General features: G+C 60.4%; 8 protein-coding genes. All 8 read left to right on the top strand.

The genetic code is table 11. From position 1 onward, the window contains the following. Nucleotides 1–367: 367 nt before the first annotated feature. The 8 genes from ACIOZM_RS16165 (at nt 368) to ACIOZM_RS16200 (ending at nt 13,137) form a co-directional block, all read left to right on the top strand. Nucleotides 368–1,018: a GNAT family N-acetyltransferase gene (locus ACIOZM_RS16165; RefSeq protein ID WP_401215644.1), complete on the top strand. Its 651-nt coding sequence runs from the start codon at nt 368–370 to the stop codon at nt 1,016–1,018. Nucleotides 1,019–1,084: 66 nt separating this feature from the next. Further along, entirely contained in the window at nt 1,085–2,812 is a 1,728-nt protein-coding gene (locus ACIOZM_RS16170) for an autotransporter assembly complex family protein (RefSeq protein ID WP_401215646.1), read from the top strand. Further along, nucleotides 2,809–6,483 (top strand): translocation/assembly module TamB domain-containing protein, encoded by a 3,675-nt coding sequence (locus ACIOZM_RS16175; RefSeq protein ID WP_401215648.1) that lies wholly within the window; start codon nt 2,809–2,811, stop codon nt 6,481–6,483. The genes ACIOZM_RS16170 and ACIOZM_RS16175 overlap by 4 nt, the downstream gene beginning before the upstream one ends. Nucleotides 6,484–6,637: 154 nt before the next feature. After that, nucleotides 6,638–7,960: an HdeD family acid-resistance protein gene (locus tag ACIOZM_RS16180; protein WP_401215650.1), complete on the top strand. Its 1,323-nt coding sequence runs from the start codon at nt 6,638–6,640 to the stop codon at nt 7,958–7,960. A gap of 254 nt (nt 7,961–8,214) precedes the next feature. After that, a complete protein-coding gene (locus ACIOZM_RS16185) occupies nt 8,215–8,697 on the top strand; it encodes a MarR family winged helix-turn-helix transcriptional regulator (RefSeq protein ID WP_401215652.1) in 483 nt (160 codons plus the stop codon). After that, on the top strand, nt 8,687–10,156 hold the full coding sequence (locus tag ACIOZM_RS16190) for an efflux transporter outer membrane subunit (RefSeq protein WP_401215654.1): 1,470 nt from the start codon (nt 8,687–8,689) through the stop codon (nt 10,154–10,156). The genes ACIOZM_RS16185 and ACIOZM_RS16190 overlap by 11 nt, the downstream gene beginning before the upstream one ends. A 15-nt stretch (nt 10,157–10,171) precedes the next feature. Beyond that, nucleotides 10,172–11,374 (top strand): efflux RND transporter periplasmic adaptor subunit, encoded by a 1,203-nt coding sequence (locus tag ACIOZM_RS16195; RefSeq protein WP_401215656.1) that lies wholly within the window; start codon nt 10,172–10,174, stop codon nt 11,372–11,374. 233 nt (nt 11,375–11,607) lie between these two features. Continuing rightward, entirely contained in the window at nt 11,608–13,137 is a 1,530-nt protein-coding gene (locus tag ACIOZM_RS16200) for a DHA2 family efflux MFS transporter permease subunit (RefSeq protein WP_401215658.1), read from the top strand. Nucleotides 13,138–13,235: the final 98 nt, after the last annotated feature.

Below are 13,235 nucleotides of genomic sequence, written 5' to 3' on the forward strand. Positions count from 1 at the left end.
TTCTGTGATCACTGCAAAAACCTGTGGGAGCTGGCTTGCCAGCGATGGGGCCAGCCGAGTCGATGAAGATCTCCCTCAATGTTTGTGTCTTGACTGAATTCTGTGATCACTGCAAAAACCTGTGGGAGCTGGCTTGCCAGCGATGAGGCCAGTCGAGTCGATGAAGATCTCCCACAATGTTTGTGTCTTGACTGAAATCTGTGATCACTGCAAAAACCTGTGGGAGCTGGCTTGCCAGCGATGAGGCCAGTCGAGTCGATGAAGATCTTCAGTTGGTCTATACCTGAGGGGAACTGTGCCAACGCCAAAAGGTTCGTACCAACAAGAGCGCAGCCATACGAGCCGCGCCCCGGGGAGAATCACTGTCATGCCTGAAACCCAGACCGCCATCGCCGACATCCACATGCTCGATCGCGGTTACTCGCGTGAAGCGCGCTCGCTGCTGTATCAGGCTTATCGCCACGAGCCGACCTTCGCTTACCTGTTCGAAGCCGAGCGGCCCGGGTATGAACAGCGGGTGCGGGCGACAGTACGGGAACTGGTCAAACAGCATTTTCTGCAGGATCTGCCGGCCATCGGCCTGCTGGTCAACGACCGCTTGATCGGCATCGCCCTGATCGCGCCGCCGCAACGCCGCCTGGGCATCACCGAAAGTTGGGCATGGCGCCTGCGCATGGTGCTGAGCACCGGTTTCCGCTGCACCCGACGCTATCTGGAATATCACGATGCGGTGGCGGCCTGCGTCCCCAGCGATTCAGTGCACATGCTGCCGCTGCTGGGCATTCACCCGCAGTTCCAGGGCAAACACTTCGGCGAGCAACTGCTGACCGCGGTGCATAACTGGTGCGCGGTGGATGAAACTTCGCAAGGCGTGGTGCTGGACACAGGCAACCCACGCTACCTGGAATTCTATAAACGTCAGGGTTATGAAGAGATTGGCGAAGTCGCTGTCGGGCCAGTGCGCGAGCACGTATTTTTTCACGCCAATCCGCAGGTGTTACAAACTGCAACGGCATAACCATCGAACTTTTTGGGAAAAGTCTGGTTCTATCACCCTCCCAAGCTCGTGATAGCATCCGCGCCTATGAAGTTTCCAGGAAGATTTACCAGCGGCGTGCTTGTGCTGTTAACCAGCTGCGCGGCGTTGGCGCAAAGTGAATTGGACGTACGGATCAAACCGTCCAACGATGAGCTTAAAGCCAATATAGAGGGCTATATCGGCAGCCTAGGCGACCGTGACGAAGAAGCCTTGCAGCGCTTCAGTCGCGGTGCCGAGGAGCAGGCGCGCAAAGCCGCGCAGGCATTGGGCTACTATCAGCCGCAGATCGAAAGTGACGTCAAGGGCGGCGAAAATCCGCGTCTGGTGTTGAAAATCGATCCCGGCGAGCCGATTCGGCTGCGTAACGTCACGATCCGTGTCGACGGGCCTGCCGCCTCCCTCAAATCCTTTCGAGTGCCACAAACCGACGCGTTGAAATCCGGCGCGGTGCTCAATCATGGGCGTTATGAAGACGCCAAAAGAATTATTCAGAATCAGGCTTCGCGCTTCGGTTTTTTCAGTGGCCACTTCACCAGCCAGAAACTTTTGGTCGATCCCCGGGCCGGGATTGCCGACATTGAATTGATCTACGAAAGCGGCCCGCGTTATGCGCTGGGCAAAGTCAGTTTTGAAGGCGACACGCCGTTCGACGAAGACCTGCTGCAACGCATGGTGCCGTTCAAGGCCGGCGAGCCGTATGACTCCGAACTGATCGCCGAACTCAACCGCGATCTGCAATCGAGCGGCTATTTCGAAGGCGTACGCGTCGACGCCGCGCCCACCGCCTCGAAGGACGGGGTGATTCCGGTCGCGGTCAAACTCGACACGCGCAAGCCGCGCACCATGGGGTTGGGCCTCGGTTACTCCACCGACGTTGGCCCGCGCATCAAGGCCAACTGGACCCGCCATTGGGTCAATCCGCAGGGCGACAGTTATGGCTGGGAGGCGGAACTCTCGGCGCCACGGCAAAACGTCGGGGTGTTCTATGACATCCCGCTCGACCCGCCGCTGACCGACAAACTGCGTTGGGCGGCCGGTTACCAATACGAAGACATCGACGGCTCCGACACCCTGAGCAAGCTGCTGACCGTCGGCCCGGAATGGCACAGCAAGTTGCCCAGCGGCTGGCAACGGGTGATCTCGCTGAAGTGGCAGCGCGAGGAATATCAGCTCGGCGACGACTCCGGACTCAGTACGTTGCTGATGCCCGGCGTGAGCTATTCCTATCTGAAAAGCGACAACCGTATCGACCCGCACAACGGCTATCGCCTGACCTTCGAAAGCAAGGTCGCCAAGGAGGGCTTGGGCTCGGACAACAACTTGTTGTACGGCACGGCACTTATCAAAGGCTTGACCACGGTGTTCGATAATCACCGTTTCCTCGGCCGTGTGCAGGTCGGTGGCAGTGCCACCAATGGCTACAACTCGATACCGCCATCGCTGCGCTTCTTTGCCGGTGGCGACCAGAGCGTGCGCGGTTACGACTACCAGAGCCTGTCCCCGGAAAACTCCAAGGGCGACCGCATCGGCGGACGTTACATGGTCGCTGGTAGCGTCGAGTATCAATATTCGATTGCCGAGAAATGGCGCATCGCGACCTTCGTCGATCAGGGCAACTCTTTCAACAAACTCGAACTGCCGAACCTCAAGACCGGGGTCGGTATCGGTGTGCGCTGGGTCTCGCCGGTGGGGCCGATCCGCCTCGATCTGGCCCACGCGCTTGATGACGATGGCGGCATCCGGCTGCATTTTTCCATGGGGCCTGAGCTGTGAAACGTGGTTTGAAAATTACCTTGCTGGCACTTTTATCGCTGGTGTTGCTGATCGTGCTGGCCATCGCTGCGCTGTTCGGAACTCAGGCCGGCAGCCGATGGGCGTTGGGGTTGGTGCCGGGATTGAGCGTGGAGAATTTCCAGGGTCGGCTCGGCGGGCAATGGAGCGCCGATCATCTGTTGTGGGAACAGGGCGGCAATCGCGTCGAGCTGAGCAAGCCGATCTTCGAATGGTCGCCGCTGTGCCTGACGCGCATGACGCTGTGCATCGATCAGCTCAAGACTGATCAGGTCATCCTGCAATTTGCGCCCGGTGCCGAAACTACCGACAGCGGTCCGATCAGCTTGCCGGACCTGCAATTGCCGGTGGCCATCGAACTCGGCGACGTGCAGATCGGCAGCCTGCTGCTCGACGGCAGCGAACAGCTCAAAGGCCTGAAACTGGCGGCGCACTGGACAGCCAAGGGTTTGCAGATCGACAGCGCGCAATTGCAGCGCGATGACTTGAGCCTGAGCCTTTCCGGGTTGCTGCAACCGACCGGCAACTGGCCGCTGGAGGTTGAAGGACAACTCGGCTTGCCGTCTCCGGGCACTGGCCCGTGGACGCTGGCGTTGAAAATCGATGGCGACCTGCTGAAAACTCTCAACCTGCACGCCGACAGCCGTGGCTACCTCGATGGCCAACTGAGCGGCCAGTTGCAACCGCTGGTGGAAAACCTGCCGGCCAAAGTGCGCATCACCAGTGACAGCTTCAAGCCGAGCGCTGACCTGCCGGACACTCTGCAACTCAATCAACTGCTGCTGACTGGCGAGGGCGACCTGAAAAACGGTTATCAGTTGCTCGGCAGCGCGACGCTGCCTGCGGAGAAAGGCCCGGTGGCGTTGCTGCTCAAGGGCATGGTTGACGCCAAGGGCGCGCAGATCGCCGGGCTCGACCTGACCGCCAGCGACAAACAAAGCCTCGCGCTCACCGGTAGCGTGGACTGGAGCAAAGGCCTGACCGCTCAGGCCAATATCAACTGGCAGGACTTTCCTTGGCATCGGCTCTATCCGGAGATCGACGAGCCGCAAGTCGCGTTGCGCACCTTCAATGGCGAAGTCTCCTACACCGACGGCCAGTACCTCGGCAATTTCGCCGCCGCGCTCGATGGCCCGGCAGGTGCGTTCAGCCTGAGCAGTCCGTTCAGCGGCAACCTCAAACAGATTTTCCTGCCGCAATTCAAACTCGAAGCCGGGCAGGGCAAGGCCGAAGGGCACGTCAACGTGCAGTTCGCCGACGGCATCGCCTGGGATACCGCGCTCGATCTGTCGGCGTTCAACCCGGCGTACTGGGTCGCGGAACTGCCGGGCACCCTGGCCGGGCCATTGAAAAGCAAAGGCGAGATGAAGAGCGAGCGCCTGAGCCTCAGCGCCGACCTCGACCTCAAAGGCAAACTGCGCGGGCAACCGGCCGTGCTGCAAGCCAAGGCCGACGGCGCGGGCGAACAGTGGAATCTCAACGCCCTGCAAATCCGCCTCGGCGACAACAGCATCAGCGGCAAGGGCAGCCTGCAACAGAAACTCGCCGGGCAAATCGATATCAAGCTGCCGCGTCTGGCTCAGCTCTGGCCGCAACTGCGTGGGCAGATCAATGGCCAGATCGACGTCGCCGGCACGCTGAAGGCGCCGCAAGGCAAGCTCGGACTGCAAGGTTCGCAACTGGCGTTTCAGGACAATCGCCTGCAAAGCCTCAACCTCGACGCCACCCTCGACAGCGCGCAACGGGCGAAAATCGACCTCAAGGGCAGCGCGATTCAGGCCGGCGATACCTCGTTGGGTAACCTGACCGTCAGCGGTCAGGGCGACATCAAGAGCCAGAAACTCAGCCTCGACCTGCTCGGGCCGAAGCTGAAACTGGCGCTCGGGCTGGACGGCAATCTGGACAAGGGCAACTGGCGCGGTCGTCTGGCCAGCGGTGATATTCAGGCCGGTGGTCAGGATTGGAAGCTGCAAAATCCAGCCAAACTCGAACGTCTGGCCGACGGCAAAATCAACTTCGGCGCGCATTGCTGGATGTCCGGCAGTGCCAGCCTGTGCGGTGAAGATCAGCGGCTGATGCCCGATCCGAAGCTGCGCTATCACCTCAAGCAATTCCCGATTGAAAGCCTGGCGCAATGGCTGCCCAAGGATTTCGCCTGGCAGGGCAAGCTCAACGCCGATCTGCAACTGGACTTGCCGGCCAGCGGCCCGAACGGCCAGATCAGCATCGACGCCAGCGGCGGCACCTTGCGCATGAAGGAAAAAGACCAGTGGCTGGACTTCCCGTACCAGACCCTCAAGCTCACCAGCAAACTCACGCCCAAGCGCATCGACACCGACCTCAACTTCGTCGGCGGCAAACTCGGTGAATTGATGGTGCAGGCGCAGCTCAATCCGCTGCCGAAAAACAAACCGGTGAGCGGCTCGTTCCGCCTCAGCGGTCTGGACTTGTCAGTGGCGCGGCCGTTTGTGCCAATGGTCGAGAAACTCACCGGACGCTTGAACGGTAGCGGGACGATTTCCGGTGGCCTGCTGGCGCCGCAGGTCAACGGCACCGTGCAACTCAGCGACGGCGAAGTGTCCGGCGCCGAACTGCCGATGGAACTCAAGGATCTGCAACTGCAAGCGGTGATTGCCGGTGAGTCCGTGCGGCTGGATGGCGGCTGGAAAAGCGGTAAGACCGGGCAGGGCAGTCTGAGCGGCAATGTCGCCTGGGGGCAGGCGCTGATGGTCGATCTGGCGCTCAAGGGCACACAGTTGCCGGTCACCGTCGAGCCCTATGCCAAGCTCGAAGTCGCGCCGGATCTGAAGATTTCTATGGCCGGCGACGAGTTGAAAATTGCCGGCAAAGTGCTGGTGCCCAAAGGTGAAATCACCGTGCGTGAATTGCCGCCATCGACGGTGAAAGTCTCCGATGACACGATCATCGTCGGCGCGCAGACCGAAGAGGGCAAACCACCGCTGGCGATGAAAATGGACATCGACGTGATCGTCGGCCAGGACAAACTGAGCTTTGCCGGTTTTGGTCTCACCGCCAACCTGCAAGGTCAGGTGCACATCGGCGACAACATGGATACGCGCGGTGAGCTGTGGCTCAACGACGGCAAATACCGTGCGTATGGCCAGCGCCTGACGGTGCGTCGTGCGCGCCTGTTGTTCGCCGGGCCGGTCGATCAGCCGTATCTGGACATCGAAGCGATTCGCCAGACTGACGACGTGATCGCCGGGATTCGCCTTAGCGGCAGCGCCGAACAGCCGACTACGCAGATCTTCTCGGAACCGGCGATGAGTCAGGAGCAGGCGCTGTCGTATCTGGTGCTGGGTCGCCCGTTGAGCACCAACGGTGAAGACAACAACATGCTGGCGCAAGCAGCGCTCGGACTGGGCCTGATGGGCAGCTCCGGGGTGACCAGTGGTCTGGCCAAGGATCTGGGGATTCAGGATTTCCAGCTCGACACCCAAGGCAGCGGCAACACCACCAGCGTGGTGGCCAGCGGCAATATCTCGGAGAAACTCAGCCTGCGTTATGGCGTCGGTGTGTTCGAACCGGCCAACACCATTGCCTTGCGCTACAAGCTGAGCAAAAAGGTCTATCTCGAAGCCGCCAGCGGCGTCGCCAGTTCGCTGGACATCTTCTACAAGCGCGATTTCTAGCCCGCTGAAGATCAAAAGATCGCAGCCCTTTGGCAGCTCCAACAGGATGATCCCATTCCATGTTGGAGCCGCCAGCGGCTTTACCTGCATGTATTAGACTTACCGCAGCTCGAAAGCTGCGGTTTGCGGCTGACCCAAACGAACAGGGGCACCTATGGTCCGTTTGAGCATGGTTTTGCTGGGTAGCGATTTTGTCCGCAAGCGCTGGTCAGCGCTGGCCCTGACTGGTGTCGTCTGGGGTGCGGCCGGGGTGGCCATCTTCATCGATGCGCTGGACGGCGTTCTGTATTTTCCGCTGCATGTGTTCGGTTATCTGTTGTTGCTCGAAGCGCTGATCCTGCTGCTGGTGCCGGCACCGCAAACCGGTACCGCTGCGGCCCTGCGCAAAGTACGAGGGATGGTTTTTCTGGTGCTTGGGCTGCTGATCGTCGACCGGCAACACGCCGCCGGCCTGATTCTGGCGGTGCTGTTTGGCGGGGCTTTTCTGGTCGATGGCGGCTTTCGTCTGGCCGCTGCCGTGGTGGTGCGCTTTGTCGGTTGGCAAGTGTCACTGCTGACGGGGTTGTTCGAAATCGGCTTTGGCCTGTTCATCCTCGAACCGTACCCGACGCTTTATAAAGGCACGGTGCCGTTCTGCATTGGCATGAGCATTTTTCTCTCGGGTTGCGCTTTGTTGCGCCAGGGCATGCTCTACAGAAACGGGCCTTTGTCCGTGACACTTCCCTTGGTCAGTGCACCTGCCGATAGCGCCGCGCTGGTGATTCATGTCTGGACACCCACCGGCACGGTTGACGATACCTTGGTGCGCAACCGGCTACTCAACCGCTACATCGCGGCGGTCGACATCAATGGCGTGGTCTCCGCGGGCCACGCCGCACTGGAATGTGGCCCGGACATTTACATCAGCCACTACCCGCAAGACGACATTGACCGGTCGGCGGGGGATTTCGTGCGTCTGCTGCGGGCAACGCCGAACAACGATGTCGCCGGCCGGTTTTTGCCTGACTACGCGAGCGAAGTTGCCGACTGGTGCCCTTCAGTGGTTCAGGTCAGTTTTACCCACTACGACGCTCGGCGACTGTATGCGTTCTGGGCGGATTATCGGCGCAACAGCACTTACAACCTGACCAGCCGCAATTGTTCCAGCGCGGTCGCCCACAGCCTCGAAGCGGCCCTTGAAGGCGCGATGAATCGTGGTCATTCGAGCATGCGGGATTTCGTCCGGGTCATTATCAGTCCCGAATTCTGGGTTGCGGCCCAGGTGCGTAAACGCGCGGAGGCCATGGCCTGGACGCCGGGGCTGGTGCTCGATTACGCGTTGGCGTTGCATGCCGCGATTGAGCCGGTGCCGCCGGGCTGGCACAGCATTTACGCGGTGATCAAGCGTGCCTGTGGTTATGCGGCAGATGCGTTGCGTGGGCGTGAGATACATCCCATCCAGCCACAACAGTCAGCCCATCCTTCCGAAAAATCCTGACTGGCTTTACATCCAGTCGCTCCAATCGCTGGCAAGCCAGCTCCCACATATTTCTGCGGTGTACATGAATTCTGAGTACGACGCAGACCCTGTGGGAGCTGGCTTGCCAGCGAAGGCGTCCGTGTGTGCGCCACAAAAACCAACTCCATTGGTCAACTAATTACCAAGCTTCCTAACTATTCCGTTGACATTCGCTGCCTAGGCAGTAACATCTCGACATACATTCACTGCCTAGGCAGTTATTAGGTGAGCAAATGAAGCATTTCACCCCGGACGAATTCAAACATTGCCATCTCGGCCTGTTGCTTGGCCGTGCTGCGCTGCTCAAGGACCGGATCATCGACACCCACATGGAACCCCACGGCATCACCGCCGCGCAGTTCAAGGTGTTGATCATCATGGCCCAGTACGGCGTCGATACTCCGGCCGAACTGTGCCGGCATCTGTCGCTGGACAGCGGTTCGATGACGCGCATGCTCGATCGTCTGGAACAGAAAGGCTTCCTCGCTCGCCAACGCAGCGAAGGTGATCGCCGTCAGGTGCAATTGACCCTGACCGAGCAAGGCCAGCAACTGGCTGATCGCCTGCCGCACATCGGCGCCGACGCGATGAATGAACTGGCCGGCGCCGTCACCACGGACGAGTTGAAGACCCTGGAATACATCCTCAAGAAAATTTTGCTGGCGGCCGGTGACCCGATCACCCTCCAGCGGTTAGGTGAACACAATGAGCGCTAAAACCTTGCGCAGCAGCCTGACGCTGCTGCTGTCGGCGATGATCCTCGCCGGCTGCGCCAGTTACAGTGGCCTCGACACCAAAGGCGCCAGTCTTGATGCGAAAAGCCTCAAGGCCGGCCAGTCCCTTAACGGCGTAACACTGTCGCCCGCCGCATGGCCGAAAAGCGACTGGTGGACCAGTCTCGGTGACCCGGAGCTCGACGGTCTGATCCGCGAAGCGCTGCACGACAGCCCGGACATGCAGATCGCTGAAGCCCGAGCGCATCAGGCCTTTGCCGCTGCGTCGGCCGCCGATGCCGCACGCTTCCCGACCCTCGATGCCAGCGCCGGCGTCAGTCGTTCGCGTCTTGCCAAGGATCAGGACCCGCTGGGGCAGGGCGATGCCTACGCCACCGTGCGCAATGTCAGCGCCAGCTTCAATTACAACTTCGATCTCTGGGGCGGTCAGCGTGACGCCTGGGAAGCCGCACTCGGTCAGGCGCGTGCCGCCGAAGTCGACCGTCAGGCTGCGCAGTTGACCCTCGCCGCCGATGTGGCCCGGGCCTACAGCGATCTCGGTCAGGCGCACATCGTCTACGACCTGGCCAACGACGACCTCAAGCGCACCAAACAAATGCTCGACCTGAGCCAGCGTCGCCTGAGTTCCGGGATCGACAGCCAGTACCAGTTCCAGCAAACGCAAAGTCTGGAAGCCAGCTCCGAAGCGAGTCTGATCGATGCGGAAAAACGTCTGAACAGCGCCAAAATCGCATTGGCCGTGCTGCTCGGCAAAGGCCCGGATCGCGGCAATGAAATCGCCCGGCCGAAAGTCTTGCAGGCCCGCGCTGTCGCCGTGCCTTCGGTGTTGCCGGCGGAATTGCTCGGTCGTCGCCCGGATCTGGTCGCTGCGCGTTGGCGCGTCGAGGCCGCGAGCAAAGACATTGCTGCGGCGAAGACCCAGTTCTATCCCAACCTGAACCTTACAGCTGCGGCCGGTGCCGAATCCTTGTTGGGTGACGCAATGTTCGGTTCCGCCAGTCGCTTCTTCAGCATCGCGCCGACCATCTCGGTGCCGATATTCGACGGCGGGCGCCTGCGCGCCAACCTCGATTCGCGTGATGCCGATTACGACCTGGCAGTGGCGCAGTACAACAAAAGTCTGGTGAAAGCACTGGGCGATGTCAGCGACACGATCAACCAGTTGCGCGACATCGGTCGGCAGATCGGCGCCCAGCAACACGCGACAGACATTGCCCAGGATTCTTACAACACCGTGGTCCAGCGTTACGGTTCCGGCATCGGCAACTACCTGGACGTGCTCAGCATCGAGCAGCAATTGCTTCAGGCTCAGCGCCAGTTGGCGAACCTGAATGCCGAGCAGATCGATCTGTCGATTCAACTGATGCAAGCGCTGGGCGGCGGCTTTCAGGGTGAAACCCTGACCGCAGCCAACGCCACCCCAGCCACGCCGCACAACTAATTCAAGGTATTTGTCATGGCCACTGCCGAAAACACTCAAGCTCAAGACAACACGCCAGACACCGGCAACCCACGCAAGCGCAAGGTCATGCTGACGGTGCTGGCGATTCTGGTAATCCTCGCCGGTGCCGGCGTCTGGGCGTATCACGAATTTGTCGGGCGCTGGAACGAAAGCACCGACGACGCCTACGTCAATGGCAACGTGGTTGAAATCACCCCGTTGGTCACCGGCACTGTGGTCAGCATTGGCGCCGATGACGGCGACCTGGTGCATGAAGGCCAGGTGCTGATCAACTTCGACCCGAACGACGCCGAAGTCGGTCTGCAAAGTGCTCAGGCGAAACTGGCGCGCACCGTGCGTCAGGTTCGCGGCCTGTACAGCAACGTTGATGGCATGAAAGCCCAGGTCAACGCGCAGCAAGCCAACGTGCAAAAAGCCCAGGACAACTTCAGCCGCCGGAAAAACCTCGCCGCTGGCGGCGCGATTTCCCAGGAAGAACTGTCCCACGCTCGCGATGACCTGACCTCGGCACAAAACGCCTTGGCCAATGCCCAGCAGCAACTGAAAACCACCAGCGCGCTGGTCGATGACACCGTGGTTTCGTCGCATCCGGACGTGATGTCCGCTGCAGCGGATCTGCGTCAGGCTTACTTGACCAATGCCCGCAGCACCTTGATTGCGCCGGTCACCGGTTACGTCGCCAAGCGCACTGTGCAACTCGGTCAACGTGTGCAGCCGGGTACCGCGTTGATGGCGGTGATCCCGCTGGATCAGCTGTGGATCGACGCCAACTTCAAAGAAACCCAACTGCGTGACATGCGCATCGGTCAGCCGGTGGACATCGAATCCGACATCTATGGCAGCGACGTGAAATACAGCGGCACCGTCGACAGCCTCGGCGCCGGCACCGGCAGCGCGTTTGCCCTGTTGCCAGCGCAGAACGCTACCGGTAACTGGATCAAGATCGTGCAGCGTGTCCCGGTGCGGATCCACATCAACGCCGAAGAACTGGCCAAACATCCGCTGCGCGTCGGTCTGTCGACCAACGTCGAGGTCAATCTGCACGACCAGAGCGGGCCGGTACTGGCGCAGCAACCGCCACAAAAGGCCTCGTTCAGCACCAACGTCTACGACCAGCAACTGGCCGAAGCCGACGCGATGATCGCGCAACTGATCCACGACAACAGCGCTGCGGCCAGCAAAACCGCGCAACGCTGATACCGCACCCTGCGGGAACGAACATTCATGGGGATTTATTTGTGGCGAGGGGATTCATCCCCGTTGGGTCGCGAAGCGGCCCCTCTTTTGATCCAGAAAAGATGGGCCTGCTGCGCAGTCCAACGGGGATAAATCCCCTCACCACAGTAATTCTCCTCACACACAGGTTCTTTTCTACATGGGCGCTGTGTCTGTAACAGACGCAGCGCCAACCAGGTCCCAAAGGATTCGCGATGAGCAATAACGCCTCTTTCACGCCGCCCAGCCTGTTGCTCAGCACCATCGGCCTGTCGCTGGCGACGTTCATGCAAGTGCTCGACACCACCATCGCCAACGTGGCGTTGCCGACCATCTCCGGCAACCTCGGGGTGAGTTCGGAGCAGGGCACCTGGGTGATCACCTCGTTCGCTGTGAGTAACGCCATCGCACTGCCGCTGACCGGTTGGCTCAGCCGCCGCTTCGGCGAGGTGAAGTTGTTTCTCTGGGCAACGATTCTGTTTGTGCTGGCCTCGTTCCTCTGCGGTATCTCGACGTCGATGCCGGAACTGATCGGCTTCCGCGTGCTGCAAGGTCTGGTGGCCGGGCCGCTGTACCCGATGACGCAAACCCTGCTGATCGCGGTTTATCCCCCCGCCAGGCGCGGCATGGCTTTGGCCTTGCTGGCGATGGTCACGGTGGTGGCGCCGATTGCCGGGCCGATTCTCGGCGGCTGGATCACTGACAGTTACAGCTGGCCGTGGATCTTCTTCATCAACGTGCCGATCGGCATCTTTGCGGTGATGGTGGTGCGCTCGCAACTGGCCAAACGGCCGGTGGTCACCAGCCGTCAACCGATGGACTACGTCGGCCTGATCTCGTTGATCATCGGTGTCGGCGCATTGCAGGTGATCCTCGACAAGGGCAATGATCTCGACTGGTTCGAATCGAACTTCATCATCATCGGCGCGGCCATTTCCGTGGTGGCGCTGGCGGTGTTCATCATCTGGGAAATGACCGACAAGCATCCGGTGGTAAATCTGCGGCTGTTTGCGCACCGTAACTTCCGCATCGGCACGATTGTGCTGGTGTTGGGTTACGCCGGGTTCTTCGGCATCAACCTGATCCTGCCGCAGTGGTTGCAGACGCAAATGGGTTACACCGCGACCTGGGCCGGTCTGGCGGTTGCACCTATCGGGATTCTGCCGGTGGTGCTGTCGCCGTTTGTCGGCAAGTACGCGCACAAGTTCGACCTGCGTCTGCTGGCCGGTCTGGCGTTCCTGGCGATTGGCCTGAGCTGCTTCATGCGTGCCGAGTTCACCAGCGAAGTCGACTTCCAGCACATCGCTTTGGTGCAACTGTTCATGGGTATCGGTGTGGCGCTGTTCTTCATGCCGACCCTGAGCATCCTGATGTCGGACTTGCCGCCGAGCCAGATCGCCGACGGCGCGGGCCTTGCGACTTTCCTGCGGACACTTGGTGGTAGCTTCGCGGCTTCGCTGACTACGTGGATCTGGATTCGCCGGGCCGATCAGCACCATGCCTACATGAGCGAAAGCCTCAGCACCTATGAGCCAGCGACCCGCGAGGCGTTGAATCAGATGGGCGGGGCGGGCAACACTGCGTATGCGCAACTGGATCATGTGCTGACCAGTCAGGCGTACATGCTCTCCACCGTGGATTACTTCACGCTGCTCGGGTGGGGATTCATGGGGTTGATTCTGATTGTGTGGCTGGCGAAACCGCCGTTTGCGGCGAAGGCAGGCCCGGCTGCCAGCGGTCACTGATCCCAAACACGGTCAATTGTAGGAGTGAGCCTGCTCGCGATAGCGATGGATCAGCCAACAGAGATGTTGAATGTGAAACCGCTATCGCGAGCAGGCTC

The sequence above is a fragment of the Pseudomonas sp. NPDC087346 genome, assembly GCF_044744235.1.
Lineage (GTDB): Bacteria > Pseudomonadota > Gammaproteobacteria > Pseudomonadales > Pseudomonadaceae > Aquipseudomonas.

Bases quoted from the DNA above. Each gene is read 5' to 3' on its own strand.
- ACIOZM_RS16185 (WP_401215652.1), top strand. From the start codon at position 8,215: ATGAAGCATTTCACCCCGGACGAATTCAAACATTGCCATCTCGGCCTG.
- ACIOZM_RS16200 (WP_401215658.1), top strand. From the start codon at position 11,608: ATGAGCAATAACGCCTCTTTCACGCCGCCCAGCCTGTTGCTCAGCACC.
- ACIOZM_RS16165 (WP_401215644.1), top strand. From the start codon at position 368: ATGCCTGAAACCCAGACCGCCATCGCCGACATCCACATGCTCGATCGC.
- ACIOZM_RS16180 (WP_401215650.1), top strand. From the start codon at position 6,638: ATGGTCCGTTTGAGCATGGTTTTGCTGGGTAGCGATTTTGTCCGCAAG.
- ACIOZM_RS16195 (WP_401215656.1), top strand. From the start codon at position 10,172: ATGGCCACTGCCGAAAACACTCAAGCTCAAGACAACACGCCAGACACC.
- ACIOZM_RS16170 (WP_401215646.1), top strand. From the start codon at position 1,085: ATGAAGTTTCCAGGAAGATTTACCAGCGGCGTGCTTGTGCTGTTAACC.
- ACIOZM_RS16190 (WP_401215654.1), top strand. From the start codon at position 8,687: ATGAGCGCTAAAACCTTGCGCAGCAGCCTGACGCTGCTGCTGTCGGCG.